This window comes from Gilvimarinus sp. DA14, from assembly GCF_024204685.1.
Classification (GTDB): Bacteria; Pseudomonadota; Gammaproteobacteria; order Pseudomonadales; family Cellvibrionaceae; genus Gilvimarinus.
The window spans coordinates 3057232-3083414 of sequence record NZ_CP100350.1 but is presented as its reverse complement, the minus strand read 5'-3'; the positions used below and the strand labels follow the sequence as shown (position 1 = coordinate 3083414).

Below are 26183 nucleotides of genomic sequence, written 5' to 3'. Positions count from 1 at the left end.
CTCAAGCCACTTCTGTGCGGAACAACCAAAGCACGCAAGCGGTATTTTTTTGGTTCGCCACGCGCTGTGACGCGCGGCAACATTAGATTTGATTAAAACGTTCCCCGCTGCATAAACGGCACCTGCGCATAAAAGGCTCGCTCTGCGCCGCGCGGATCATTCTCCAGGTGTGACGGCACATCGAAAACCATGGTTTGGCGCTTATCCAGGCCATAGGGTTTCCACTCTGGCTCACCTTCGCCATTGGGGCTGCCGGTTTTGGCAAAGGCTAGCAGCGCGTCGCTCATGGTGCGCGCCATTTTCTGCGCGCTTTCGCTGTCGCCGGTGCGCGACCCCGGCTGATGAATATTGTTAAACACCAGAGGAATATCCAGGGTATGAAAGGCGCCGTATTTACCGCCGTCTAATGGCGAGCCCCAGTCCAGTTGATAGGCCCAGGTGTTGTTACCCTGGGCGGCGCGGGCTTCTAGTTCTTCGACCGCACCGCGCCAGGACCGTCCGGCCGTGGTGGCAGCAAAGAAAACCTGAGTGGGTGTGTAATTAGGGTATTGCTGACGGTAGAAATCAATCACTGCGCGCGGTTCGATATCTACATATTGCTGGCGACGGATTTTATCCGGCAAGTCTTCCCACTTAAGATTAAAGTTTTCATCCTTGGCGAGAAACGCGCGGGTTTCATCGCGAGTGTTGCCAATCACCATGGGAATGGCCGCCGACTGCGCGGGTGCATCGGGCCAAAAGGGATGACGCGGTAACACACCGGAGTCCATAACCGGACAAAAATGCAATGACTTGTCCTCAATGCGCGAAAAGTCCTTGGCCTTGGTTGCTTCCAGCACTTCATCTATGGGCGCTTTAAGCAAGGCACTGAGTTGCGTTTTACGACTGGCGCCGGGCTTTAGGGTATCTAAAAAGCGTTGGGCGCGCTGAGTCGCGGCGCGCGGGCCGGCGGCAGTGACTTGCTGTCCGCTCATAGTCCAGGCGCGGTGAAATAAGCCTTGCGCGGCAGGCATGGCCATCATGGTGGCAATTTTGGCGCCGCCTCCGGATTGGCCGAACACGGTGACGTTGTTGGGGTCGCCGCCCAGCGCCTCGGCGTGCTCTTGTACCCACTGCAATGCGGCGATTAAATCCAGCTGCCCCACATTGCCCGAGTGCGCATACGCAGGCCCAGCCAGATTAGCCAGGTACAAATAGCCAAACGCGTTTAAACGGTGATTGACGGTAATGACCACCACATCGCCTTGATGACAGAGGCTAGAGCCGTCATATAAGGGATCACTGCCCGAGCCATTGGCATAGCCGCCGCCGTGAATATAAAACAAGACCGGACGTTTGCCACCATCGTTTAAACCTGGCGTCCAGCAGTTTAAAAACAGACAGTCTTCACTACTGCTGTCATCTCGCCCCTGGGGGGCGGAGGCACCATAGCTTGTGGCATCGCGCACGCCTTGCCACGACGCCTCTTTTACCGGTGGCTGAAAGCGACGCTGGGCGGTGTCGCCGCCATAGGGAATACCCTTAAAAATATGTAAGCCGTTGTGCTTTTCCCCCCTTACCCGGCCGCTGCGAGTTTGTAATTCTGCGCCCGCCGTGGCAAAGGCACTTGCAGCCAAAGGCGCTGAGGCGGCCACCAAAGCGCCCGTTTTTAAAAATTGACGGCGTGTATTATTAATCAATTCGCTCATTTTTATTCCCCCAGACCACCCACTTTATTCAGACGAAAATAGTCGATATCCGCGTAAGCCTGTGCATCGTTAGCACGGCTAAAAAAGCCGATCTTAGCGCCGACCCAGCGTCCTTTCTTCGCCTGAAAGTGTTCCCCAATAGAGCGGAAGCGGCCGGTGAGGTCATCGCGAAAGCTGAATACTGCGGTCGCCCCCGGCTGCACAATCACCCGCAGCTCGAGGGTATCGGAATTAACCTTAAAGGATTCAGTCTCATCTTCCTCACAACCTTTGCGCGCATCCATACACTGCACATAAGCCACGCGCACCTGGCCTTGATCATCCCGGCGCAAGCCTACCCAAGCGTAGTCTTCGCCGAATAGCAGCAAGCCTGCGTCCCGAGCATTCTCCGACAGGGTAATTTTGCCGCGCGCCTCAAAGATTTCGGCGGGAAGTTTTTGCATCAGAAGCGCCGGCTCCATCCACAGGTTATCTCCCTTGCGAGCCGGCTGGGCGAACAACCGCAGAAAGCCCGGCTTCTCCCTCAGCGAGTAAAAGCGCTGTTGTTTATTGGCGTTAAAGTGCCACACCAAGTTTAACGATTGCTCGGTAAACTCATCGCCGGGATCAATGCTAAAGCCCTCCGCCACAGCGGGCAGAGGCATGGGGCCACCGGTAACCGGCTGTCCCACACCGTCGCCGTCCGGGTCTTCACCGATGATGGGCCAACCGTCTTTCCAGGCAACAGGTTGTAAATGCGGTATACGGCCATAGGCTTTTTTGGACTGAAAATGGATAAACCAATCGCGACCGTCGGGGGCGGTAATCAAGCTGCCCTGGTGGGGACCATTGACAAGCGTATTGCCCTGCTCCATGACGATGCGGTGCTCGTAGGGGCCGGCGATATCGCGTGCGCGAAAAACGGTTTGCCACCCCATGTCCACGCCTCCGGCGGGGGCAAAAATATAGTAGTAGCCATTGCGCTTATAAAACTTGGGGCCTTCGAGCGTGCGAAAACGCTCAAGCTTATTGGCATCCACAATGGTGGTGTGCTCTGGCGAAACCCAGCTGGTATCGGGCGCCATCTCGCGCAAGGTAAGTATGTTGTTAATTCCTGCGCGGCTTTTTGCCCAGGCGTGAATCAAATAGGCTTTGCCGTCATCGTCCCACACGGGTGTGGGATCAATCAGGCCCTCGCCTGCAAGAATTAATTCGGGCTCGCTCCACTGGCCGGCCGGCTCACTGGTGCGAGTCACGTAAATACCATAATCGGGGTCGGGGTAGAAAATCCAATACTCATTATTGTGGTAGCGAATATTGGGCGCCCAAACGCCATTGCCATGTTGAGGCGTAGCGAATACATCGGCCGGCACTTGGGTAGGCAGAGCGTGATTAATCAACTTCCAGTGCACCAGATCTTTAGAGTGCAAAACGGGCAGACCGGGCGACGCGTTAAAACTGGACGCCGTCATATAAAAATTGCCGTTTACAGCCACCACATCCGGGTCGGAGTAATCGGCGTGAATAATAGGGTTTTGATAGGTTTTATCCGCAACCGATTTGCTAGGTTGCGCAGATTCGGGAGAGGTTTGACAGCCGGCCATACCGATAAGCGCCAGCATCCAAAGTGTTCTCATATCCACCTCAGGCTTGTGGTCTGTCAATAAAAAAGCAGCCGAACACAGCAAGCTGGTTCGGCTGAAGAGTTCAGGACGGATGACAAGAAGTGCTCACAACCAACCATCGTCCTGGGGATGGGTTTTACATGGTGTATTTAACACCGAAGGTGAATACGCGACCGGTGTGGTCCCACTCATAACGACGCTTGTTCTCAAGGTCGGTAAAGCGGTCTTGATAATTGTCGGTCAAATTCAGACCTTCAAGTTTCAAGTCCAGATTTTCGGTCAGGGCATACCCGGCTGAGAAGTCTACGTTCATGGTGCCCTCGTAACCTTCGAACTGGTTACCATTACCACTGGTGCTGGTCAGGTAATCATCGCGATAGGCCGCCGAGATACGAGCGTTGAACTTATCATCTTCGTAGTAGAGCGTAGCGTTGTAAGAGTTTTCTGATAGCCCAAACAAGCGCTCGGTAATAATCTCATCACCAAAGGTGTAATCCACATCAGAGGTTACGTAGGTGTAGTTGGCAATAACACCGAAGTTGTCCAAAAGAGTATCTTCGCCACCAAATACCGACAGCGGCGATTGATAAGCCACTTCGAAACCTTCTACTTCACCGCCAGGGCCATTATCGATAGATGAAATGGTCCAAGGCTGCCCTTCTGGGTTCTGGCCTGCTGGCGAGGTTGGGTTCAGCAGAGACAATGGCAAACCAGTAGAGGCGTAGGTGCCTTCGCTTTCAGAACCGATGGGACGCGACTCGATGTCTTTATAGAACAGCGCCAAAGACACCACAGCTTCGTCCGCAAAATACCACTCTAACGAGGTATCGAATGAATCGGCACGGGTTGGATCCAGGTAGGGGTTTTTGTAAGACACCTTGTAGTTAAAGGTATCTACGCTACCACCGGGTGACAAATTACCCAGGCCCGGACGAGTCATTACCTGCGCCGCAGCAAAACGCCACACTAGATCGTCCGTCACCCAAAGTGCGGTATTCAAAGAAGGCAGAATATCGTCGTACGGATCGCGATCGACAGTTACCCAAGAACCGGAGTTATAACCGGAAGACGTTTGGTCGGTTTCGGCGTAACGAACACCAACGTTAAAGTTGAAGCCCATGCCGGCGATTTCAGTGGTACCGTTCAATTGTACAAAGGCGGCAAGATCTTCCTCTTCAACCGAGTTGACACTACCCTGATCTTGACTGGCGGGCTGATTAAACAAATCAATTTCGTTTATCCAACCGTCCAGGCTCGGAATCACCCACGAAGTCGTGCTACCAGCGCCCACATCGTCGTCAAAGGTGTAAACCTCTGACAGCTCAGCAGTGCCAGGAATACCGTACAAATCAGCCGTGCCGTCACCGTCGGTGTCACAATTGAAGTCGATAGATTCGTTACCGCAAACGGTTGAGTCGCGGCGATAACCATCAGTATCAAAGGTAAATTTCTTATAGCTGGCACCAAACTCCAGACTGAACACATCGTTCAAGCGCCAATCAAAGTCGACACTGACATTGTCAAAACCATGCGTGGTATCCGTAGGCCGATCACGAAACTCCGACATCTGGAAGTTAGTAGCATCGGTCACATCCGGGCCGTTAAAGGCCAGCACGGGATCTTTATCGTTGGTGTAATCGTACATATAACCGTTGTAATCACGGTCATCGTACATAAAGGTAATTTCGTAAGGGAAGTTCAGCTTGGATTCGGATGTACCTAAAAGCAAATGGCCACTAAAGTTATCGGTAAAGTCGTGCTCTATATCAACACCAATTTGATTAAACTTGGTGGTCCAGGCTTTTTCAAAATTTTCATTGCGAACCCAGGCGTTGTTGACCTCCATCATGTTCAGGTTGTTGGTGCTTGGATCATAGCTGTAATCCACAACATCCATGCCACCTTCATTACCCCGAAACAATACTTCGCCCCACTTTTCGCCGCGCGACGCATCAAGCTCGGAATAAAGTGCATCAATGCTTACCTTGGTGGCATCCGTAGGGCGGAACTGTAAGCTACCGGTTAAACCCAAGCGCTCGCGCTTAACTTCAATTTGACCGTAGCGAGGAATACGCGGATGGAAAGCTCCAGCCACTTCAGCACAACCTGCGTCACCCGGGTTCGCAGAGCAGTCCACCCCCATAACTGAAGCGAAACCAGCTCGCTGCCAGCGAACGGTATTCTGACCCATTTCTTTGGTAGTGGTATCCGAGTAGGCAGCCGAGAAAGATGCACCCCACACGCCTTCAGGGTCGTGGTACGCAAACAAGCCCGACACGCGCGGACCAACATCTTCGGTCAAATCGTTGTACTGACCTTCAACATTGGCCGCAAAAGTAGCACCCTCTTCGTAATTAAATGGACGGCCAGTGTTCAAATCCACTACAGCGCCCAACGAGCCCTCATCGATATTCGCCTGTGCGGTTTTTCGTACCTCAATGGAGTTGAAAAGCTCAGAGGCAAACACATTAAAGTCAAAACTACGACCGCGGTTGGGGCCACCCTCACCGCCAGTAGCGGCAATGGCTTCTAAGCCGTTAATACGTACGCGGGTAAATTCACCGGATAAACCGCGCACCGAAATCTCACGGCCTTCACCGGAGTCGCGAGTGATGGTTACACCGGGAATACGCTGCAACGACTCTGCGAGGTTTTGATCCGGAAAGTCGGCAATGTCTTCGGCCATAATGGCATCTACCGAGCCGACGGCATCGCGCTTAACATCCAGCGCCCGCTCCAAACTTTGGCGAAAGCCAGTCACCACAACTTCTTCTAAAGCAAACTCTTCGGCGTCACCTTCTTGGGCGAATGTCTGACCAGAAAGCGCCAGAGTCATGGCAAGTACGGATGAGCTGGTGAGCAACGGGTTGGTTAGTTTTCTGCGAGTAAACATAAGCACTCCTTCGTATTTATTATGTAATGCACGGATAGTGTAGTTGACGAGCTGGCCGTTCTTGGGGCTGAGCAGCCTCACTTACCCAAACAACCGGCCTGTCCAATTATTGCTTTTACAGACCACTAAAGCTTTCATTAACGATCTATTGGCCCGACCAATCTAGTGTATTTATATACTATATACAAAGTATTTTTTTGCTATTTAGAAAGTTAGTTTTGAACACTTTTCAGTATATCGGACTGACCAATTTTTAGACGCAACTTCTCCGTGGGGCAGCAGCTGCCACCCCGGATTTCACACCTGCTTTATTCGAGCGCTTTGTAGGTAAAGTTGCGGAAAATAACCGGGCCATCGCCGGCGGCGTAAAGCGCCGGGCGCAAGCTCATAAATCCGTAGGCGACATTGTGGTGGTAACCCGATACTTCCATCTGGGTCGGATACTTTTGCCATGTAACGCCACCGTCCACACTGTAGCGAACGGTAAGAATGTGCCTGTCGTTGGTAACCCGCAACCGCACCTTATTACCTTCGGGTTTTTGCGCATAACGCTGGTCCATGCCGTAGCGATGCAGCAAAAACTTGTCTTCCAGCACACCAACACCCGCGTAGAGCTTGTCGTTGTAGAACAACAAGGCGCCGCCAATAGCTCCGGGAGTTAGCTCTATATCAACTTCAAACTGGTAGGCCTGGTCGCCTGCGACAAAACTCATCGGCGAGGAATTAGAGGGGGAATCACCCTTAGGGTCCAATTTCAGGTAAGGGCCCTGGTCATCCACGCCATAGTGCAAGCGATCCTGCTCAGTTACATCGCCCTTAAAAAAGCTCCACTGAATACCAAATTTGTTTTTGCTGAAATCGTCAGACAATGGCATGCCGTGCTGAATACCGCCTACTCCGCCCTCGGGCTTAGGGATGGGCTTACCCACATCGTAGCCGGCCGACACATACCAGCCGTCATCCAGCCACTTGATAGGCTCGAGCAGGCTCTGCCGCCCCAGGGTGTAAAAGCCATTTTCGTAGCCGTGGTACATCATGTACCAATCGCCTTCGGTGGGCCCTTCCACCACGGTGGCATGGCCTCGCGACCACCACTTTTCAGCAGCCGACTCGGTGCGAATGATTGGGTTGTATGGAGAATTCTCCCAGGGGCCGTGAATGCTTTTGGAGCGTGCAGCGATGACCATATGGCCCGTTGGAGGACCGGCGGTGCCGCCGACGGCGGTAGTCATATAAAAGTAGTCACCGCGCTTCATCATCTTGGGGCCTTCCTGGGCATAGCTTTCCACATCCCACTCTTCGGGATATTGCCAACCGTCGTAAACGTGCTTCATTTCGCCGACATAACTCAAGCCATCGTCAGACAACTGTACGTAATCACCGTGAGAGAAAAACAAATAACGCTTGCCGTCCTCGCCCACAATGTGGCCCGGGTCAATGCGATCCGGATACTCTTCGTTCGGGTCTAAATCCACCGGGTCGGACCAGGGGCCCTCAATATGGTCAGCCCAAACAACATAGTTAGAATTGTGACCGGGGTACTTCGCGGGCAGATAAACATAGTAGCGACCTTCGTGCTTGGTTAGCTCCGGCGCCCAGATGCTGCCCACGTATTTCTCCAGCGCCGGGCCCACGGGCTCCCAGTTGATCATGTCGGTGGAGTGCCAAATAGTCAGTGCGGGATAAGACTCAAAAGTAGAGAAGACCATATAATAGTCCTCGCCATCTTTTAGAATACTGGGGTCGGGATGATCACCCGCCATGATCGGGTTGAGGTAAGTACCATCTCCCAAATCCGCCTGTCTCTGCCCCTCGTAAGTAGTGGCCCATTGCTGGCAGCTGGGAATAAACGAATTGCCCAGGCTATCCGAACACTCGCGCTCAACTTGTGCAGAAGAGTGCTCCGCACTCTGGCAAGCGGATAAAAGTGCCGCCGCACTCAATGCTGCCATTAGCTTAGTTATTGTTTTCATACGTCACCTGTTACGTATTACGTTTACATATTTCTTGCCACTAAAGTCAGCGTCGATACATGCCGCCTGATGGTGGCGTGATCGGTCATAAGCCCTTGCATTTCAGCAAATGCCAAGTCAATCATTTGCGGGCAATCCTGACGCATTGAGCAGACAGGGTTGGGCAGAAAGTCCAGCATGGTATTGTCATCAAAGGTGGCCAAAACCTGGTCGCAGCTATAGCCGCGCCCCTCGGCGCGCAACGCATCAAGAGCACCTTCAAACACAGGAATAGAAGAGGTAACCAACACTGACGGCAGATCGTGACCGGTGCGCAAAAAATCCTGTACCGCAGACTTACCGTCGCTAAAACCGTTGCGCGGCGCTGTTTGTATTTGCAGGTTTTTACGCCCTAAGCCGGCCTCTTTAACTGCGCGCTTTATTCCCTGAGTGCGCGCATCAATAGACGGCATATAAGGGTTACCCGCTAACAGTAAAATCGAGGGGGCGCGCTGCGTAGCAAAACAAAATTCCAACAGCTTACTGCCCAGCTCATATCCCGCCCGTTCATTGTCGGATACCACTACGGGGTACTCAGACATACCAAAGTCGCGATCCAGCAACACCAAACGGTTATCAAAATATCTCGCCGCTGTTGCGGCAAGCTTGGCATTGGCAGGCACCATAAAAACGCCGTCTACGTTGCGCTGTTGAAAATTATCAATCAGCGCCTGCTGGTTCTCTTCGCTGTCGTCACAGCAGGCCACCATGAGCTGCAACCCTGCCTGGCGGCAGCGCCGCTCTAAAAGCTCGGCAAGGTACGCAAAATAATGGTTAGAAAGGCGCGGAATTATCAGCGCCAGCGTATCGGTACGCTTTAAACGCAGGCTGCGGGCGCTGTGATTGATTTGGTAACCATGCTCGTCAATATACTCACGCACCCGGCTTTCGGTGGCACGGCTGATACGATACTGGCGCGCCTTACCTAACAGCACCAGGCGAATGGTGGTTACCGACAACCCCATGTGGGCTGCTATGTCATCAACGGTTTGGGCCATACTGCTACCAATTATTTTTATGTGTCAGGTTTTACACGCCCTTGCATGACCGCAAGGACGACCAAAAATGGCTTTTGGCTTTACCACTTTTTACGGAATATATAGTACATAATTTGCTAACGCGAGTTAGCAATGGCAGGAATTTGCAGAAATTGGCGGATAATGCTCCAAATTGAAAAACTTTACACTTTAGGTAGGAAGAAAAAGGTTAACAACTTGCCAACGAACAGGAAGCCAGAACTGACTCCCCGTATCGTACGCCTAAGCGTCGGCACTAAAAGGTAAGCAGACAAGATAAAGGCGGGCAGCAAGCTGCCCGATTAGAAACTCAGCTCGCTTTTGAAACGAGCGATAAACTCACGCAGGGAGTTTTGCTCCGCAGCGGACAGCGTACGCCTTTGTGCGTGGGGCTGTGCCCCAGGACCACCGGAGTTTAACTCGTAAAAACGTGACTCGGCGGGTGTAAACACGCGGCTTTTGGTTCCGTCGCGAGCAGTGCCGTTCATACTCGCCCAGCCTTCCTTGCGAATGTGGGCATCCATCCAAGTATCAAGATAAACGGCAGAGCCAATCGCATCCGGATCGGCATAGCGGCCATCGGCAAACGTCGTGGTCGGATGCCAGGGGCGACCTAAAGAGACGCTGTTATCCGGCACGCCGTCCTCCCGCGTTAACCGCGAGTTAATAAAGACCAGACCATAAGGCTGACTAATATTGGTAGACGGCGCGGAGATATGCCCTTGGATATCTCCCGACTTAAAGGCCTTGCCACGTTTGCGCGATATAATCTCGCATTGATCAAACACAGCCAGACCATCACCAAAAATAAAATCGACATTGCCGCTGATTTGGCTGTTATAAAAATAGCTGCGCCCGCCATCGGCAAAAACCGTGTCTTGATAACCGTCAATCACGCTGTCGGTAACAACTGTCAGATCGCTGTCTATATCCAGCAATAAGGCCGCCGCTTGCGCATGACGAACTCGTGAAGGGTCTTCTTTATCCAGCGCGTCGTTGGCTAAAAAATCAAAACTGTTTTCGATATGCAGGTTGTGCAAACGCACGCCCACAGCGTTGATAGTCACCGTGGCCGAGCCCGGCGTACCCCAGTCATCGCGATGATACACGCCGGCCATTCCGGCGTAGGCATCAAAGAAAATACGCGGAGGTTTTTCCCCAAGGCCGGCAAGCGTTACCTGGTCGCGATTGATAGTGAGCTTTTCGTAGTAGTCGCCCGGAGCTACGGCAATTTGGCTATGGCCAGCCTGTAGCGCACCGGCGATAGAGCCATAACGGGGCAAGCCACTGAACTTGTCGGCGCTCTCGCTGCCCGGCGGGGCAACCAGAGCATCGAAGCGACTTTCACCTCGCGCCTGATGCACGCCGAGCATCACAAAAGCAACAAGCACTACAAATTGTGCTATGCGCGCCGCACCGGTACTTTTAATAAAGGACTTCATTGCTGAGCCGCTTTCACCGCCGCCAAAACGCCCTGCTCGCTGATGCGTGCCAGCCAATCGGCAGTCGCAGCGTGAACCTTTTCACTCGCCGCGACAGCTTGCGGGAACACAGCTTTAACGCCTAGCACCGCCGTGACAATTGCAGCCGCGTCACCGCGATTGGCGTCTACCAGCGATTTAAGCTCAGCGGCCAGCGGGTCTTGCACATCAATCGGCTGACCGCGCTCATCCACACCAGAGACATAGCGAATCCAGGCCGCCAGCGCCAGGCACAGGTAATCAATATTGCCTTCGCCATCAAGCTGCGCCGCCAGGGTTTGCAACCAGCGCTGAGGGATTTTTTGCGAACCGTCCATGGCGATTTGCCAGGTGCGGTGTTTCAAGCCCGGGTTGGCAAAACGCTCGCGCAGCTGCACCTTGTACTCTTCCATATCAAAGCCGGTGGGCACCTGAACGGTTTGCCCCACTTCACGGTCCATAAATTCCTGACATAACCTTGCCAGCACCGGCTCACGCATAACTTCACTAACGTAGTCAAAACCGGCGAGGTAACCCGTGTAGGCCAGCAGCGAATGACTGCCATTTAGCAGACGCAGCTTCATAATTTCGTAAGCGTGCACTTCATCCACCAGCAGCGCACCGGCGTCTTCCCAAGCGGGGCGGTCAGAGCAGAAATTATCTTCGATCACCCACTGACTGAAAGGCTCGGCCAGCACCATGCCTTCATCGCGCAGGCCAAGTTTGCCTTCAAGCTCGCCGCGATCGGCATCGGTAGTGGCGGGCACAATGCGATCGATCATGGTGCAAGGGAAAGTGGTATTCGCGCGAATCCAGGCCGCCAACTCGGTGTCGAATTTATCGGCGTATTGCAATACAACCTTTTCCAACACTTCACCGTTGTTGGGAAGATTATCGCAACTTAAAACGGTAAAACTTGTTCCGCCGGCTTTGCGACGCGCATTTAATGCACCGACGATATAACCAATGGCAGACTTGGGCGCTTCTGGGTTTTCCAGGTCATGCACAATGTCCGGATGACTTTCGTTTAAGTTTCCAGTGGCCGGGTCGTGACAGTAGCCTTTTTCGGTGACGGTTAACGAAACGATTTTGATTTCGGGCTTGCTCATAACCTCAAGCAAAGCTGCGGGCGACTCTGGCCCCACCAGAACGTCTTTTACCGCACCGATAACCTGAAATTTTTCACCTTCCGGGCCCCGCTCAACGACGGTGTACAAGCCATCTTGCTCGGCCAGTTGGTTTTTAACCGTGGGCGAACGCAAGCTGGCACCGATGATTTGCCAGTTTTGCGCACCTTTGTTTAACAGCGCTTCGGTGTACCAGGCCTGGTGAGCACGGTGAAAGGCACCGATGCCCAAATGAACGATGCCCGCCTGCTGGGCGTCGCGATCATAGTTGGGCAGGCTGGCCACATTGGCCAGCGCGCCCAGGTTATTTTTATTTAAACGTTGCATGAATAGTCTTCCACTCAGTCGAGTTTGTAGGCTTGCTTCACAAGGCGATAGGTCAGGTCGATAGCAACTTCTTGCGCTTCATCTTCTGGCAGACGATGCTCGGCCACCAGGCGCGCCAAGAAATTACAATCCATACGACGAGCCACGTCGTGACGTGCCGGAATTGATAAGAACGCCCGCGTGTCATCGTTGAAACCAACGGTGTTGTAGAAACCACCCGTCTCGGTCACTTGCTCGCGGAAACGGCGCATGCCTTCGGGGCTGTCGTGGAACCACCAGCTGGGGCCAAGTTTCAGCACGGGGTAATGTCCGGCCAGCGGGGCCAATTCGCGCGAGTACACGGTTTCGTCCAAAGTAAACAAAATAATCGATAAGCGATTGTCGTTACCGTATTTGTCCAGCAGTGGTTTTAACGCGTTAACGTATTCGGTTTGCGACGGAATATCCGCACCCTTGTCGCGACCGAAGTTTTCAAACACATGTGGGTTGTGGTTGCGGAACGAGCCCGGGTGAATTTGCATCACCAGGCCGTCTTCAATACTCATACCCGCCATTTCGGTCAGCATTTGCCCGCGGAACACTTCCGCCTCTTGCTTGCTGCACTGCCCTGCCAAAGCTTTGGCAAATAGTTTTTCGCACTCGGCAACCGACAGGTCAGAAGTTTGCGCCGTCGGGTGCCCGTGATCGGTAGAGGTTGCACCGAACGATTTAAAATATTCACGACGGTTTTTCAGCGCCGCCAAGTAACCATTCCAATTGCTGGTGTCTTCGCCGGTAATCTCACCCAGGCGCGCCACATTATTGGCAAAGCCTTCAAAGTCGGGGTCGACTACGGGGTCTGGGCGATAAGCGGTAATCACACCGCCCTTCCAGCCGCTTTCGCGAATTTTTTTGTGGTGGCGCAAATCGTCTAACGGTGACTCGGTAGTGGCTAGCCACTCAATGTTGTAGCGCTCCATCAAGGCGCGAGGGCGAAAGGCTTCGGTTTGCAAATAGCCGTTGATGCGCTCGTAGTAGGCATCGGCGGTTTGCTCGCTGAGCAGCACATCTAAATCAAACACCTCTTTAAACACATAATCCAACCACATACGCGAAGGTGTACCGCGAAAGGCGTAGTAGTGCTTGGCAAACAGACGCCAGATTTTTTTCGGATCTTGCTCCACCGCCAAACCGGCTTTACTCGGCACACCCAAATCCACCAGGGGCACACCCAGGCTATACAACATGCGAAATACATAGTGGTCCGGTTTAATCAGCAGCTCCGCCGGGTTGGGAAACAGCTCGTTGTCGGCAAACCAAGAGGGGTCGGTATGGCCGTGGGGGCTGACAATGGGCAGGTCTTTAACCTCTTGATAAAGACGGCGCGCAATGGCGCGGGTGGTCTCATCAGCGGGGAACAGGCGATCTGGGTGTAATGTAAGTGCACTCATGTGAATTAACTACCGTAGTTTATAGTGTTAGACAAACCAGTCTGACCAAGTCAGCTTGCGGCAAGCCTTTAGGTATGACCAATTTATGGTTACAAAAGCGCGTCAGTCTGTCAATAACAACCGCCGCGCATTACCCCACAAGGCCTATAATCTCACTGACTGCGGGGCAAATAACTCAATTTATGTACCGCCCCATTATAGTAAAATTGACTATATGTTAACAGTGGTTAGCCCGGCCTCGACTTGAAAAAGTGGCTTGACCAATTGTAGAATCGCGACCCAGTATCCAAAATTCAAACATAAAGAGATGACAAGATGGCACAGATTGCCTGCATTGGCGAAGTGATGATTGAGCTGGCCGGGGCAGAACCCACGGCCGAAGGTGGCGAGCGCAAGGCTTTGGGTTACGCCGGCGACACCTACAACACACTGGTTACCCTGGCGCGGCTGGGTACTGACAGCGCCTATGTAACCCGCCTGGGCGATGACCACTACAGTGACGCCATCATTGAGCGGCTGGAAAACGAAGGCATCAGCACCGGCACCATTGTGCGCCAGGAAGGTAAAGTGCCCGGCCTGTACATGATTCACAACAGCCCGGACGGCGAACGCGAGTTTTTTTACTGGCGTGATCGCGCACCCGCACGCGAGTTATTTCATAGTGAAGATGAAATGAGCACCCTGGCCGAACAGCTCGCCAGCACTGACATGGTGTATCTGTCGGGTATTACCCTTGCCATTATTGGCGAGACTGGGCGAAAAAACTTATTGAGCTTTTTGCGTCGCTACAAAGAACGCGGCGGCAAAGTCGCCTTTGACAGTAACTATCGCCCTCGCCTTTGGGATAACCCACAGCAAGCCCAACAGGCAAACTCTGAGCTTTTAGCCCTGACCGATCTGGCACTGCTGACCCTAGATGATGAAGAACTACTCTGGGGTACCGATGGCGACGCCATTGCCGAGGTGCAGGCGCGCTATCAAGACTGCAACATCAGCGAGCTGGTGTTAAAGCGCGGCGCCGAGGATGTCATTATTATCAAAGATGGCGAACAAGAGCGTGTAGCCGTTCCCAAGGTCACCGACATTGTCGACACTACCGCAGCGGGCGATACCTTTAACGCCGGTTACCTCGCCGCTCACCTGGCGGGCAAAAGCCCCGCCGAGGCGGCAACGCAGGCCAACCGCTGCGCCGGCATTATTATTCGCCACCGCGGCGGTGTAATCGACAAACAGGTATTTCTTACCGAGCTAGCCGGCCGCTAATCGCGGTAAGCTTCTGGTACGAAGCTGGCTAACCAGGCGGACACTTCGGCGGTGTCCTCCGGCACCTCAAGCGCACGCCTTACGGGCTTGGCTTGCGGATAGCCCCCCACCTGCTCCTGCGAGTCGATAATTCGCCCAGTGTGATTGCGGACACTTGCGACAATGCGTGCATCCACCTCGTCGCGATCCCAGGGCCGAGCCCCCGCACGGCTTAGTACCGATTCATACACATCTTTCAACGGCAGCGCGGTTAACCCCTGGGGCCACACCGGTGGTTTATCCAATAGCCGCACATCGCCCTGCACCTGGGGCATGGGCTTGCCATCGAGGTTCAGCACCTGATTATCGTGCACATAGGCATCGCCCTGGTAGGCCACCAGCGCCAAGTCAGAGTAACTGTCGCGACCGTAGCGAAGGTCATTACCCACTACGGTGACTTTGGGGTTACCCGGGCGCAACTCTTTGCCGTCCCACTCGCCCTCCACATAGCCCAGCTGCACCGCAGCATTACCCAGGTTGTACATCAGGTTGTTTACCACCACACCGGTGGCGTGTGCTTTAAAGTAGGGATTGCGGCGATCATTGTGCGCAAACAAATTACCCACTACCGCAACATCCTGCACATAGTCGTGAATCAAAATGCCCTTGGAGTGTTTACCCTTTTTATGGCTCGCGTAGTCCAAGGCTTCGGCAATAATGGAATGACTAAAAGTAATCTTACCCGAGGTTGCCTCGGGCCCTTTGTAGCGCTCACCAGAGGCGGACATATTTTCATCCACCGCCCAACTGGCAGAGCAGTGGTCGATATGAATATTGCGTGCAAATTGCCGCGATATTCCTATCCCATCCGGCTCCCAGCCTGAGCGCTCGGCCTTGCCGTTCGTGCCCGGGCGCACGCGAATATGCTGCAGGCGCACATCGTGTGTGCCTATACCAATGCCACCGCGAATAATGGTGATGCCCGGGCTGGGCGCGGTTTGCCCCGCCACAGTGACGTAGGGCTCGTGAATACCCATGCCGCGCCCTTGCAAATCAATGATGCCGCCTACCTCAAACACGACAATACGTTTACCTTTTTGCTCCAGGGCCCAACGCAGAGAGCCATCCCCCTCGGCATTTAAATTCGTAACCTTAATAACTCGACCGCCTTCTCCGGCCGGGGTGTCCATACCAAAACCAGACACATTCTCTAAACTTTGGGCATTTGCTAACGTAATTAGCAGGCACGCGAAAACCGTGGCGACTGTTTGCAACACAGCGCCACTAGCACACATTTTCTTCATAAAACCTCCGGACTAGGAGAAGAGAGCTACACCATGGGGTTGCCGCGTTTACACAACTGAATGGCAAAACCCCAAGGGTCTTTCAGCATGAGCAACACAGAACCATCTTTTAAGCGAACATCATCAACAACTTTGCAACCTGCCTTGCACAGGCGCTCGGCGTCGACTTCAGGGTCTTCACTGACAAAAGCAAGGTGCAAGGTCAGCGGATTCATAGAGGGATAATCCGGCACCTCATCGGGCGGATTGTTGTAAATTTCAATCATCACATTTCCAGTGGAATCCGCCAGAAAGTGAGTATGGGGCGCTTTATCAAACTTATGTTTTACCGTAAAACCCAAATGCTTGCAGTACCACTCGGCAATTGCAATGGGCTCGGCCACGTTAAAGGCAAAATGTTCTATACGCATACTAGAACTCACTTAGCTTCGTAAAGGCCAAACAATGTTGGCAAGAACTCGCTAATTGCCGGCACATATGCCACCAGCATCAGCACTACGATCATCGCTGCGTACATGGGCATTAGGGGTTTTATCAAACTGGCAATAGACGTTTTTGCAATACCACAACCGACAAACAATACCGAGCCAACTGGCGGCGTGCATAAACCAATACACAGGTTAAGCACCATCATAATGCCGAAGTGCAGCGGTGACATGCCGAGCTCCATGGCTACCGGCAGAAAGATTGGAGTAAAAATCAGAACCGCCGGAGTCATATCCATAAAGATACCCACCAACAGTAATATCAAGTTGATGGTAAGCAGAATAATAAACGGGTTGTCACTCAGCCCCATTAGCGCAGCGCTGATATTCTGCGGAATATTCTCGTAGCTGAGCATCCAGCTCATAGCCGTAGAGGTGGCAATCAGCAACATCACAATGGCCGTTGTCTCCACCGACTTAATAAAAATCTCTGGCAGCTCTGGCAGTTTTACCTCTTTGTAGATAAACACCGACAGTAACAGAGAATAGAGCACCGCTATCACACTGGCTTCGGTGGCGGTAAAAAAGCCGCCGACAATCCCACCAATGACCAGCACAATCAAAAACAGGCTGGGAATGGCATCCAGAGTTTTCTTGGTCAACTCTTTTGCAGTGGGAACCCGACCTACCGGGTAGCCGTGCATTTTGGCGTACACCGCACACACAGCCATTAAACTCAAGGCCACCAGAATCCCCGGCAGGTAACCGGCAATAAACAGCGCCGCAATGGACACGCCGCCACTGGCGAGGGAGTAAACAATCAGAATATTACTAGGGGGAATCAGCAACCCTGTGGTGGACGAGGCAACGGTAACCGCCGTATTAAAGTTTTTGTCGTAGCCTTCTTTTTCCATGGTGGGAATCATAAAACCACCAATGGCCGAGGTGGCCGCAACCGCCGAGCCCGAAATGGCGCCGAAGAGGGTACAGCTAATAATATTCACAAACGCCAGACCACCGGGCAGCATGCCAATCAGCACCTTGGCAAATTCGATAAGGCGATGGGCGATACCGCCGCGCCCCATCAATAATCCCGACAGCACAAAGAAGGGAATCGCCAGCAAGGCAAAACTGTTAATACCACTGGCCATACGCTGCGCCACGGTAACGGCAGCGGGGCCAAAGTCGATGGTAAACAACATGGCGGCGAAGGTAGCAATACCAATGCCGATAGAGATAGGAACATTCAAAACCAACAGAACGACGAATGTCACCAACAAAACTACGACGGACCAATCCATCTGACTACCTCAATTATGTTTATTCTTGCAATTGCTCGGGTGGCAAAATGTGAAAAATATTATTCGTAAAATTCCAGGGTTTCTGGCTCTGGGTCACCGTTAATAATTCGGTCCAGCGAAAACAGTACAATTAGAACCCCGCTTAACGGAATCACACTGTACAGGTAACCCACTTTCACCTGCAGTGCGGCGGACATTTGATCCAGCTCCAATGTCAGCAGCATCAACTTGGCGCCGCCGTAGATCATAATAACCAGGGCGAACACCATGCAGACGATGGAAATAAAAATGTCCAGCTTGCGCTTGGCCGCGCCCTCGAGTTTTTGCGACAGAATGTCCAGCCCCAGGTGCGCTTTTTTACGATAGGCGTAGGCGGCCCCTAACAGGCCGATCCACACCAGTAAAAAGCGCGCTAACTCTTCGGTGTAAGAGCTGGGCTCTTTTAACACAAAGCGGGTTAACACCTGCCAGGTCACATCCAGCACCATTAGAGCCATTAACAGGCCAACCACTGCGCCGAGGATTTTTTCGATAATTTGTGCGAACGCTTTCATACGGCCAACCTACATCGCCTTGAAGGTCTGAATCAGATCGTAAATTTCGGTGCCTTTGTAGGACTCGTGCATTTGTTGCACCTTGTCCATAAACGGCTTCTTATCCGGGCGAATCACAGTAACGCCCGCGGCCTCTACCGCATCCAGCGCCTCCTGGGTTTTCTCCGCCCAGAGTTTACGCTGGTACACCACGGCGTCATCCATAGCCTGCTGCAGCCAAACCTGTTCCTGCTCGTTCAGATTGTTCCAGATATAACTGCTGATCAGCACAATGTCGGGCACCGAGGTATGCTCGTTAAGGGTGTAGTACTTGCACACTTCGTAGTGTTTAGAGGTGTAGAAGCTGGGGGGATTATTCTCAGCGCCGTCCACCACGCCTTGGGACAGAGCCGTGTAAAGCTCACCCCAGGAGATAGGCGTGGGCGATCCACCCAGAGCCTTCACCATCTGCAGCGCGGTTTGGCTCTGCTGCACGCGAATTTTCTGCCCGGTCAGATCTTCGGGTTTGTGTACAGGTGTATCCACGTTATAAAAGCTGCGACTGCCAGCATCAAAGTATCCCAGGCCGCGCAGGTTAACCGAATCCCCTGCCAGCAAAAGCTCTTTACCTTCGTCGCTGTTTAGCACTCGCCAAAAGTGCTCGTTATCGCGAAACACATAGGGAACATTGAAAACCTTCATGGCAGGCACAAAGCCTTCCATGGGGCTAGAGGAGACTTTGGTCATGGCCAGGGAACCGATTTGCAACAGCTCCATTAACTCGCGCTCGCTGCCGAGCTGACCGCCGGGGTAAATATCGATCTGCATCTTGCCGCCGGAAATTTCCGTCAGGCGTTCGGACATAAAAACAATGCCCTGATGCACCGGGTGGGTTTGATCGAGTGTGTGCGCCATTTTTAATGTACGCACGTCAGTTTCTCCACCGCAGGCCGTCAATACACCCGCCAGCAGAGCCATACACGTTATTTTTATCCAGGGCTTACCCATGCTCATTCTCACCGCTTTTATTGTAATGGGCTCTTAAAGTCAGCCGAACTATAACACAGTCTGACTCTTGTTAGGCTCCCGGTTGTACCGAGAAAAAAGCGGGGCTGACATGTGCTTACCGTGCAACACGGTCAACCGAATTCGGTGGAGCGCCACGCCAGCACCCGCGCCGGGCCAAAAGCCCCAAGGAGAGCCACACTTGATTGGTAAGACCGATAGCAGGAAACAGCCGCTTAAGGGTGACAGCCTGAGAGTGAATCAGCTTGCCATTTAGAGCGGCGAGCAACCTATCTGACCAATCACGGGAAATATTTACATAAAAGGCCTGACAAAACAACCCTGAAACAAGGGTTTTTCTGAAAACCTGCCTGACCAAAATGCTGATAGAGGTTAGCGGGCTAAGGGCAAACCATTTTGTCGCCGTCACACATAAACGCTTCAAAGTCAGGGTCTGAATCCTCCGCATAAGCTGGAGACTGCATCCGCACAATAGCTTCTGCAAACAGCACAAAACCCTCGCGGCCATCGGCGCGATTACCGCACAGCTCGTCGTAGCTAGCGGTCACGCCTGCGGCTTCGTTGACCTCACCGCGGTTGGCATCGGCAAAGCGCGGGTCGTTGACCGTATGGTGCTCGCGGTAACTGCCCGGGTCGCGGCGATTATTCAACTCACTGAGCGAGCCAATAATTTTATTAACCAGCGGAACCATTAGTTTGTAGCAATACTGCACCCGTATTTTTAATAGGTTAGCGTCCTGAATATTGACGTCGTCCACCGTGTAATTGGAAGGGCGGTACATCAAATTATCATTGGGCAGAGCGATCATGCCGTCGTCCAGCTCTTCACCAAAGCCGCTCAAACCAATCATCGCACTGGTGGGGTTAATGCGAATTACGCGAGTGTAATTGTCCACCTCAAAAAGGGCATCGCGACGGGTGCCGCCACTATCGATACCGGCGGCAATGTCGTCGCGCATCTCACCGAGCGCCGAGGAGTTGGTAAACAAAGGCGCCATACCGCGCACCAGCCCTCGGCGGATAGCGCTGTAGGTGGCGTTATTGGTGGCCGCCACCCGCGCCGCCTGGAAGGTTGCATAATTAAGCGTCGTTTTTGCCGAGTAGATAAACGCAATTTGTACCGCCGCAAAAATCAGCAACAGCAATACCGGAATGATGATGACAAACTCAATCATCGCCTGGCCGCGGTTGGTTTTACTGCTCGTCATAGTCGGTAAATTCCAACGGCGTATTACCTTGCTCGGCGGCGGGACTAGCTGCGCTATTGGACTGGGCCCGACCAAAAGGGGCGAGTACGGAATCGACCAGCTCCTGCACACGCTCAATTTGCGGATCGGTCTTGGGCACCTGCTCGTACATTTCCGCCACGGTGCGGGCCAGTATTTGCGCCTGAACATAGCTCAGGTTAATCCAGGCGCTGGCAAAATCCGGCTGCAACAGTAGAGCCTGCTCATAGGCGCTCACCGCCTCGGGGTAACGCCCAAGCTGAGCAAAACAGTTGCCCATTCTCAACCAGCTGTGTGTGTGTTCAGGCAGCGCATCAAGCACGCTGCGATATTCTGTTAGAGCCTGATTGTAGTTGCCCTGCTGGTAGTAGCGCTCGGCACGCTCCTGACTGGCAAATACAGCCTCGGCACTTTGCTGCTGTGTGGTACAGGCACATAGACCAATCAGCAAAGCAATTAACCACCATCGACGCATACGTCCCCCACTTGCAAACCTAAACTCGCCACCTCACCGGCACGAAATTCCAAGACTCTGTGTGCCCCCCAGCATTGACTCAAACGCCAAGGTTGGAGATGACTGGCGATTTTAATAATTGCCCCGGCCCTATCGAGATACACGATGTCCAGGGCATAGCGCATAAAAAACATATGTACACTGCTGCACGGCTCAATGCACAGGGCCTCGGCCGCACCGGGTGCGGGGCGCGCCAATAAACCGCGCAGGCGGAGCCAATAAGTATCCGCATACATCAACCTGCTGTGCGCTACCCGGTTGCCGCCGCGCTGCCAGCTGGCCTGCAGGCACTTCAAAAGGTCCCCTGCTCAATATACTTAACCACAATCGGAAACAGCAAAATAATAAAGGTGAGCGGGAAGATAAAAATTACCAGCGGAATAACCAATTTTACCGGCGCCTCCATGGCCATCTTTTCGGCGCGTTGAAAGCGCTCATTCAATCGGGTTTTGGCTTGCACCAGCAATGTATCTTTCATGCTGGAACCCATTTTTTCTGCCTGCACCACAGCGCGCACAAATATCGAAATATCTTTTAAATCCACCCGATCTGCGAGCCGGTTTAGCGCATCGGCGCGGGTTTGCCCCGAACTGATATCGCGCAATACGATACGAAACTCATTGCGCATGGCGCCGCGCGGCCCTTTTTCTACCGCCTGCTTCAGAGCGCCAGAGAAGTTTAGCCCCGCGTCCACACACATGGTGAGGTACTCCAGATAAACAGGCAGCGAGCGAATTAATTCGGCATCGCGTTTGCGCCGGGCATCTTTTACCCAGGTTACCGGTAAAAAATAACCACCGGCGGCCAGCAGCACCAGCATCAGTGGGTCCACCTTGCCGGAGCTTGCCAGCGCACACCAACCCAAAAACGGCAACAGCAGAGCGAACACCACTCGAGCCGAAATATACTCTTCGGCGGTGACCATAAAGCTCACGCCGTTTTTCTGTAGTTGGTTATCCACTTTGGTTAAATAGGAGCTGGGCAAATTGCTGCCCAAAATATAGGTTACCAGACGAATCAGGGGCCACACGGGCTTCATAAACGCCGGCGGCTCGTCCATGTAGGTGCGCTCTTCATCGGTGAGCATGTAGCTGAGCGCGGCGACGAAATAGATAACCGCCATTACCGCGCCGGCCATCGCCGCTCCTGCACCAAAGGCTACCAGGTTATTCATATCTTGCCTCAACTATCGATACTGGTAATTTTGCGGATAAACACAAAACCCATAATCTGCATAAAGATCATCACCACCAACACCATCAAACCTTCGCGGGTTGTATAGAGCTTGCGCATAGCCTCGGGCTCAAGAAAGCTGAGCAACACCGCCAGCGCGATTGGCAGCAATGCCATAAAGGTACCCTGCGCCCGCCCCTGGGCCGTGAGAGAATCAATTTTTCCCTCCATGGTCTTTTTACGCCGAAGGGTTTCGGCCATGCTTTGAATGGTTTCTACCAGGTTGCCGCCCACTTCACGGCTAATGCGAATAGCAGAGCTGGCCATAATAAAGCTCTGCAGTGGCAGCCGTTTTTCTAACTCAAGCAAGCTGTCCTCCAGAGTTACCCCAAGCTGCATGCGCTTGACCAGCAGACCAAACTCCTGGCTGGCCGGCGCCGGCGACTGCTTAACCATATCCACCAGCGCCATGTTCATACTGGCGCCGGCCTGCAGGCTGCTGGATAACATCATAAAGGCGTCCGGCAGTTGTTCTTCAAACTTGTGCAAGCGCTTTTTGCGCATGCGAGACCAAATTGCGCCCGGCACAATTAGCAGCACGACAAATACACCAGCGGTAACCACCCACAACTGAAACAGCCAGTGCACCCCGATGGGAATTAACACCAAGGCGATAATGTTGATCAAAAATAGCTGGGACGAGTCCATAAAAATGAACATTTCCGCCAACTCTTGGTTGGCGTTGGAGGTGAAGCGACGCCGGTATAGCGAGCCAAACTCTCCCGCTTCGCGCGCTACAGCCATGGCCAGGCACATAGCCGCAGCGAACACCAGCACAACCACCAGCGCCAGAACACCTATGTCTGAAAGTCCCGCAATCATGGTTTAAAGATACTCATATCGACATCGACACCCCGGGCGCGCAGCTCTTCGTAAAAGTTTGGCACCATTCCAGTAGCGACAAACTGCCCTTGCACACGACCGTTCTCATCAAAACCTGTTTGCTGAAAACGGAAGATATCCGTCAACTGAATCGTGTTGCTCTCAATACCGGTAATTTCAGAAATACAGCTTATGCGACGTGAACCATCGCCAAAACGGGTTTGCTGAATCACAATGTGTACCGCCGAGGCTACCTGCTCACGAATCGCCGATACAGGCAGGTCCATGCCCGCCATCAACACCATTACCTCTAAGCGGCGCAACATATCGCGCGGCGAGTTTGCGTGAGCAGTAGTCAAAGAACCATCGTGACCGGTGTTCATGGCCTGCAGCATATCCAAGGCTTCGCCGCCACGACACTCGCCCACCACAATGCGGTCGGGGCGCATCCGCAAACAGTTTTTTACCAGTTCGCGAATGGTCACCTGGCCTTTGCCTTCCATGTTGGCGGGGCGCGCTTCCAGCGATACCACATGGGGCTGAACCAAACGCAGCTCGGCAGCATCCTCTACAGTGATCACGCGCTCCTGCATGGGAATAAAGTTAGAGAGAATATTCAGGAGCGTCGTTTTACCCGAGCCGGTACCACCTGAGACCACCACGTTACAGCGCTCTTCGACGCAGGTTTTCATAAAGGTGACCATGGCTTCGTTGGTCGAGCCAAATCGAATCAAGTCCCGGTCTGTCAGCTTTTGGTCGGAAAACTTACGAATGGTGATACAGGGGCCGCGCAGTGCCAGCGGCGGAATGATGGCATTCACCCGCGAGCCATCGCGCAAGCGGGCATCCACCATGGGCGAGCTTTCGTCGATCCGGCGACCCAGCGGCGAAACAATCCGCTCAATGGTCGCCATCACCGCTTCGTCACTGGTAAAAGCAACGGGAGAGCGCAGCAAACGGCCATCGCGCTCGATATAAATATCGTTATAGGCGTTTACCATCACCTCAGTAATGGACGGATCATCCAATAGCTGCTCAAGCGCGCCCAGTCCCACAGTTTCATCCAGGACGATTTTCTTCAGTCTTTCGCGATCCATGGCTGCCGGTAAACGATGCGCAATGGTTTGCAGCACGCCGTTTATCAGCTCACCCAGCTGATCGCGCATTTCCTCATGGCTGAGCGTATCCAGCTGCATACGTTTTAAATCCATTTGCCGCACCAACTCTTTATGGACGTACTTCGCCCAAGTCATGTAGTCGTTGCGCAACTGCTCCTGCAGATCTACCTTCTCTTGATTGGCTTCACCTTGATCGGCGTCATCGACCTCCTCCAGGCTCAGCTCTTCGAGCTTACTTTCAGCAGCCTTGTCTGGACTGTGGTCTAGCACCCGAGCAATAAAACCACCAAAAGCGATTTCGTCATTCTCGGCAAGTGGGCCGTGGCGCTCAATGGTTTGACCATTAACGGTTACGCCCGAGCCCCGGCTAATATCGACAACAAAAACCCCGGCCAGCTCTTTTTCAAAACGCAAATGCTTAGGCGCGACTTTCCAGCCGCGCACTCGCATAATTACATCTCGTGAACGACCCAGCTCGCAGCTATCGGCGCCGCAGCGCACCGAATCTTGCCATTTGCCGTCTTTGCTACTGACTTTTATCTCAAACACAAAGGCACCCTTAATCCACCAAACCAGTTTTCATATATTTTTCATGCTCTTTGACGTAATCGTCCACACGATCCAATACGTCCTGATTGGGGCCAGACTTCAAATCGGTAAGCACATGGGGCGTGAGGAAAATCACCATTTCGGTTTCGCCGCCGGAAAAACTTTTGGATTTAAACAATTCACCTAAAATAGGAATATCGGCCAGCCATTTTACTTTGCTTACTGTGGCCTGCTCTTCGCGGGTAATTAATCCCGACAGCACCAATGTATCCCCGGGCTTGAGTTTAATATCGTTAGAGGTGGCACGCTTTTTAAAGGCAGGTTGGCCGTCCACGGCCTGCGCCAAATCCAGCTGGCTGATGGAGACGTCCACTCGCGCCGCGATATTGCCATATAAGTCCAGCTTGGGCAGGATATTTAAAATAACACCGTAATCTTTGTACTCAACACTCGAGCCGCTCAGTGAGCTGGTAATAACCGGCACCTCACCACCAACGGTTAACGCCGCCTCACCACCACTGCGAGCACTGAGCCTTGGCGAGGATAAAACAATGGCCGAACCCGTCTGCTCCAGCAAATCGATCATCGATGTAATTTCGGAGGCGATACCAAACAGTACGCCCCGTGCGCCCGTTTGATAGACATAACCATCTTCCAAGTCCTCCTCAGACCACATATTCACCGCAGCGCCAGCCGCCTGCCAGGTTTTGCCATAGCGCAGCGAAGGGCCGGTAAAACTTTTCTGCCAGTTAATACCCAGCTCTTCAGTCTTACTGCGATCAAATTCGGCAATTTGCACATCGAAGTAAATCATCTTTTGTTCAAATTCATCGGTAGTACGGGCAAGAATAATTAAGTCCTCGTATAAGCCCGCGATGACATCTACTTTTTGCATGTCGCGCTCTTCTAGTATGCCGTCCACCACCACATGGCGCCCAGCAGACTTGATCTCGACGCCGGGTATATCGCCAATTAAACGGCGGATCTCTGCCATTTCCCGAGCGCTGCTAAATACTTGAATAACCGATATATCAACTTCTTCGCGGGAACCGTCGGCAAACCAAACCTGCATATTGGTTTCCCCCTCAGCGGTTGCCGAAAGAACCACCTCACCATTCTTGAGCAAGGTGTAACCTACCAAGCCTGTTTTGCCCACGGAAATTCGCGTGACATTCGGCACCTCGATAACCCGAGACTCACCCTCGTACAGTTCGAGAACTTCAGGCAGGACTCTGGCTTCTACGCTAGCGGTAAACAACAGCGCCGCGATCACCCCCAAAAACATTCGCACATTCATAGCCATTTTATCCATGGTTGTCTTTGTTGTATTTGT

The 26183-nt window shown here is 53.0% G+C and carries 21 protein-coding genes; 1 reads left to right on the top strand and 20 read right to left on the bottom strand.

Annotation, left to right across the window (positions count from 1 at the left end; translation table 11 throughout):
• Nucleotides 1-92: 92 nt before the first annotated feature.
• The 8 genes from NHM04_RS13430 to uxaC form a co-directional block, all read right to left on the bottom strand.
• Nucleotides 93-1688 carry a carboxylesterase/lipase family protein gene (locus tag NHM04_RS13430; RefSeq protein WP_254264284.1) on the bottom strand — a complete coding sequence of 532 codons (1596 nt, stop codon included), beginning with the start codon at nucleotides 1686-1688 and terminating at the stop codon, nucleotides 93-95.
• A gap of 2 nt (nucleotides 1689-1690) precedes the next feature.
• Nucleotides 1691-3304: a glycoside hydrolase 43 family protein gene (locus NHM04_RS13425; protein WP_254264283.1), complete on the bottom strand. Its 1614-nt coding sequence runs from the start codon at nucleotides 3302-3304 to the stop codon at nucleotides 1691-1693.
• A gap of 124 nt (nucleotides 3305-3428) precedes the next feature.
• Entirely contained in the window at nucleotides 3429-6185 is a 2757-nt protein-coding gene (locus NHM04_RS13420; RefSeq protein WP_254264282.1) for a TonB-dependent receptor, read from the bottom strand.
• A gap of 308 nt (nucleotides 6186-6493) precedes the next feature.
• Nucleotides 6494-8158: a family 43 glycosylhydrolase gene (locus NHM04_RS13415; protein WP_254264281.1), complete on the bottom strand. Its 1665-nt coding sequence runs from the start codon at nucleotides 8156-8158 to the stop codon at nucleotides 6494-6496.
• A gap of 23 nt (nucleotides 8159-8181) precedes the next feature.
• Nucleotides 8182-9195 (bottom strand): substrate-binding domain-containing protein, encoded by a 1014-nt coding sequence (locus NHM04_RS13410; RefSeq protein ID WP_254264280.1) that lies wholly within the window; start codon nucleotides 9193-9195, stop codon nucleotides 8182-8184.
• Nucleotides 9196-9515: 320 nt separating this feature from the next.
• Nucleotides 9516-10655, bottom strand: a complete 1140-nt coding sequence (locus tag NHM04_RS13405; protein ID WP_254264279.1) for a pectinesterase family protein — start codon at nucleotides 10653-10655, stop codon at nucleotides 9516-9518.
• Entirely contained in the window at nucleotides 10652-12127 is a 1476-nt protein-coding gene (locus NHM04_RS13400; protein WP_254264278.1) for a mannitol dehydrogenase family protein, read from the bottom strand. The genes NHM04_RS13405 and NHM04_RS13400 overlap by 4 nt, the downstream gene beginning before the upstream one ends.
• Nucleotides 12128-12141: 14 nt before the next feature.
• Nucleotides 12142-13557: a glucuronate isomerase gene (gene uxaC / locus NHM04_RS13395; RefSeq protein WP_254264277.1), complete on the bottom strand. Its 1416-nt coding sequence runs from the start codon at nucleotides 13555-13557 to the stop codon at nucleotides 12142-12144.
• A 315-nt stretch (nucleotides 13558-13872) separates the two neighbouring features.
• Here uxaC and NHM04_RS13390 point away from each other — a divergent pair, with 315 nt between their 5' ends.
• A complete protein-coding gene (locus NHM04_RS13390) occupies nucleotides 13873-14820 on the top strand; it encodes a sugar kinase (protein WP_254264276.1) in 948 nt (315 codons plus the stop codon).
• On the opposite strand, the gene NHM04_RS13385 is transcribed toward NHM04_RS13390, so the two are convergent.
• The 12 genes from NHM04_RS13385 to NHM04_RS13330 all read right to left on the bottom strand — a co-directional run bounded on the left by NHM04_RS13385 (nucleotide 14817) and on the right by NHM04_RS13330 (nucleotide 26162).
• Nucleotides 14817-16103: a right-handed parallel beta-helix repeat-containing protein gene (locus NHM04_RS13385; RefSeq protein ID WP_254264275.1), complete on the bottom strand. Its 1287-nt coding sequence runs from the start codon at nucleotides 16101-16103 to the stop codon at nucleotides 14817-14819. The two genes, NHM04_RS13390 and NHM04_RS13385, sit on opposite strands and share 4 nt — an antisense overlap.
• Before the next feature lie 26 nt (nucleotides 16104-16129).
• Nucleotides 16130-16513: a VOC family protein gene (locus NHM04_RS13380; protein ID WP_254264274.1), complete on the bottom strand. Its 384-nt coding sequence runs from the start codon at nucleotides 16511-16513 to the stop codon at nucleotides 16130-16132.
• A gap of 8 nt (nucleotides 16514-16521) precedes the next feature.
• Nucleotides 16522-17829: a TRAP transporter large permease gene (locus tag NHM04_RS13375; protein WP_254264273.1), complete on the bottom strand. Its 1308-nt coding sequence runs from the start codon at nucleotides 17827-17829 to the stop codon at nucleotides 16522-16524.
• Nucleotides 17830-17888: 59 nt separating this feature from the next.
• The gene (locus tag NHM04_RS13370; RefSeq protein WP_254264272.1) at nucleotides 17889-18383 is read right to left on the bottom strand and encodes a TRAP transporter small permease; all 495 of its coding nucleotides are present in this window, start codon (nucleotides 18381-18383) and stop codon (nucleotides 17889-17891) included.
• A gap of 9 nt (nucleotides 18384-18392) precedes the next feature.
• Nucleotides 18393-19340: a TRAP transporter substrate-binding protein gene (locus tag NHM04_RS13365; RefSeq protein WP_371872601.1), complete on the bottom strand. Its 948-nt coding sequence runs from the start codon at nucleotides 19338-19340 to the stop codon at nucleotides 18393-18395.
• A gap of 428 nt (nucleotides 19341-19768) precedes the next feature.
• On the bottom strand, nucleotides 19769-20596 hold the full coding sequence (locus NHM04_RS13360) for a TadE/TadG family type IV pilus assembly protein (protein ID WP_254264270.1): 828 nt from the start codon (nucleotides 20594-20596) through the stop codon (nucleotides 19769-19771).
• On the bottom strand, nucleotides 20583-21089 hold the full coding sequence (locus NHM04_RS13355; protein WP_254264269.1) for a tetratricopeptide repeat protein: 507 nt from the start codon (nucleotides 21087-21089) through the stop codon (nucleotides 20583-20585). Before NHM04_RS13355 ends, NHM04_RS13360 begins: the two co-directional genes overlap by 14 nt.
• Complete coding sequence (locus tag NHM04_RS13350) at nucleotides 21071-21424, bottom strand: DUF192 domain-containing protein (protein ID WP_254264268.1); 354 nt, start codon at nucleotides 21422-21424, stop codon at nucleotides 21071-21073. Before NHM04_RS13350 ends, NHM04_RS13355 begins: the two co-directional genes overlap by 19 nt.
• The gene (locus NHM04_RS13345) at nucleotides 21421-22302 is read right to left on the bottom strand and encodes a type II secretion system F family protein (protein ID WP_254264267.1); all 882 of its coding nucleotides are present in this window, start codon (nucleotides 22300-22302) and stop codon (nucleotides 21421-21423) included. The genes NHM04_RS13350 and NHM04_RS13345 overlap by 4 nt, the downstream gene beginning before the upstream one ends.
• 8 nt (nucleotides 22303-22310) lie before the next feature.
• A complete protein-coding gene (locus NHM04_RS13340) occupies nucleotides 22311-23183 on the bottom strand; it encodes a type II secretion system F family protein (protein WP_254264266.1) in 873 nt (290 codons plus the stop codon).
• Nucleotides 23180-24850, bottom strand: coding sequence for an ATPase, T2SS/T4P/T4SS family (locus NHM04_RS13335; protein WP_254264265.1), 1671 nt, complete (start codon nucleotides 24848-24850; stop codon nucleotides 23180-23182). The genes NHM04_RS13340 and NHM04_RS13335 overlap by 4 nt, the downstream gene beginning before the upstream one ends.
• A 10-nt stretch (nucleotides 24851-24860) precedes the next feature.
• Nucleotides 24861-26162: a type II and III secretion system protein family protein gene (locus NHM04_RS13330; RefSeq protein WP_254264264.1), complete on the bottom strand. Its 1302-nt coding sequence runs from the start codon at nucleotides 26160-26162 to the stop codon at nucleotides 24861-24863.
• Between the last annotated feature and the right edge of the window lie 21 nt (nucleotides 26163-26183).

Coding starts and splice junctions, on each gene's coding strand:
- NHM04_RS13430 (WP_254264284.1), bottom strand. CDS start 1,688: ATGAGCGAATTGATTAATAATACACGCCGTCAATTTTTAAAAACGGGC.
- NHM04_RS13425 (WP_254264283.1), bottom strand. CDS start 3,304: ATGAGAACACTTTGGATGCTGGCGCTTATCGGTATGGCCGGCTGTCAA.
- NHM04_RS13420 (WP_254264282.1), bottom strand. CDS start 6,185: ATGTTTACTCGCAGAAAACTAACCAACCCGTTGCTCACCAGCTCATCC.
- NHM04_RS13415 (WP_254264281.1), bottom strand. CDS start 8,158: ATGAAAACAATAACTAAGCTAATGGCAGCATTGAGTGCGGCGGCACTT.
- NHM04_RS13410 (WP_254264280.1), bottom strand. CDS start 9,195: ATGGCCCAAACCGTTGATGACATAGCAGCCCACATGGGGTTGTCGGTA.
- NHM04_RS13405 (WP_254264279.1), bottom strand. CDS start 10,655: ATGAAGTCCTTTATTAAAAGTACCGGTGCGGCGCGCATAGCACAATTT.
- NHM04_RS13400 (WP_254264278.1), bottom strand. CDS start 12,127: ATGCAACGTTTAAATAAAAATAACCTGGGCGCGCTGGCCAATGTGGCC.
- uxaC (WP_254264277.1), bottom strand. CDS start 13,557: ATGAGTGCACTTACATTACACCCAGATCGCCTGTTCCCCGCTGATGAG.
- NHM04_RS13390 (WP_254264276.1), top strand. CDS start 13,873: ATGGCACAGATTGCCTGCATTGGCGAAGTGATGATTGAGCTGGCCGGG.
- NHM04_RS13385 (WP_254264275.1), bottom strand. CDS start 16,103: ATGAAGAAAATGTGTGCTAGTGGCGCTGTGTTGCAAACAGTCGCCACG.
- NHM04_RS13380 (WP_254264274.1), bottom strand. CDS start 16,513: ATGCGTATAGAACATTTTGCCTTTAACGTGGCCGAGCCCATTGCAATT.
- NHM04_RS13375 (WP_254264273.1), bottom strand. CDS start 17,829: ATGGATTGGTCCGTCGTAGTTTTGTTGGTGACATTCGTCGTTCTGTTG.
- NHM04_RS13370 (WP_254264272.1), bottom strand. CDS start 18,383: ATGAAAGCGTTCGCACAAATTATCGAAAAAATCCTCGGCGCAGTGGTT.
- NHM04_RS13365 (WP_371872601.1), bottom strand. CDS start 19,340: ATGGCTCTGCTGGCGGGTGTATTGACGGCCTGCGGTGGAGAAACTGAC.
- NHM04_RS13360 (WP_254264270.1), bottom strand. CDS start 20,596: ATGACGAGCAGTAAAACCAACCGCGGCCAGGCGATGATTGAGTTTGTC.
- NHM04_RS13355 (WP_254264269.1), bottom strand. CDS start 21,089: ATGCGTCGATGGTGGTTAATTGCTTTGCTGATTGGTCTATGTGCCTGT.
- NHM04_RS13345 (WP_254264267.1), bottom strand. CDS start 22,302: ATGAATAACCTGGTAGCCTTTGGTGCAGGAGCGGCGATGGCCGGCGCG.
- NHM04_RS13340 (WP_254264266.1), bottom strand. CDS start 23,183: ATGATTGCGGGACTTTCAGACATAGGTGTTCTGGCGCTGGTGGTTGTG.
- NHM04_RS13330 (WP_254264264.1), bottom strand. CDS start 26,162: ATGGATAAAATGGCTATGAATGTGCGAATGTTTTTGGGGGTGATCGCG.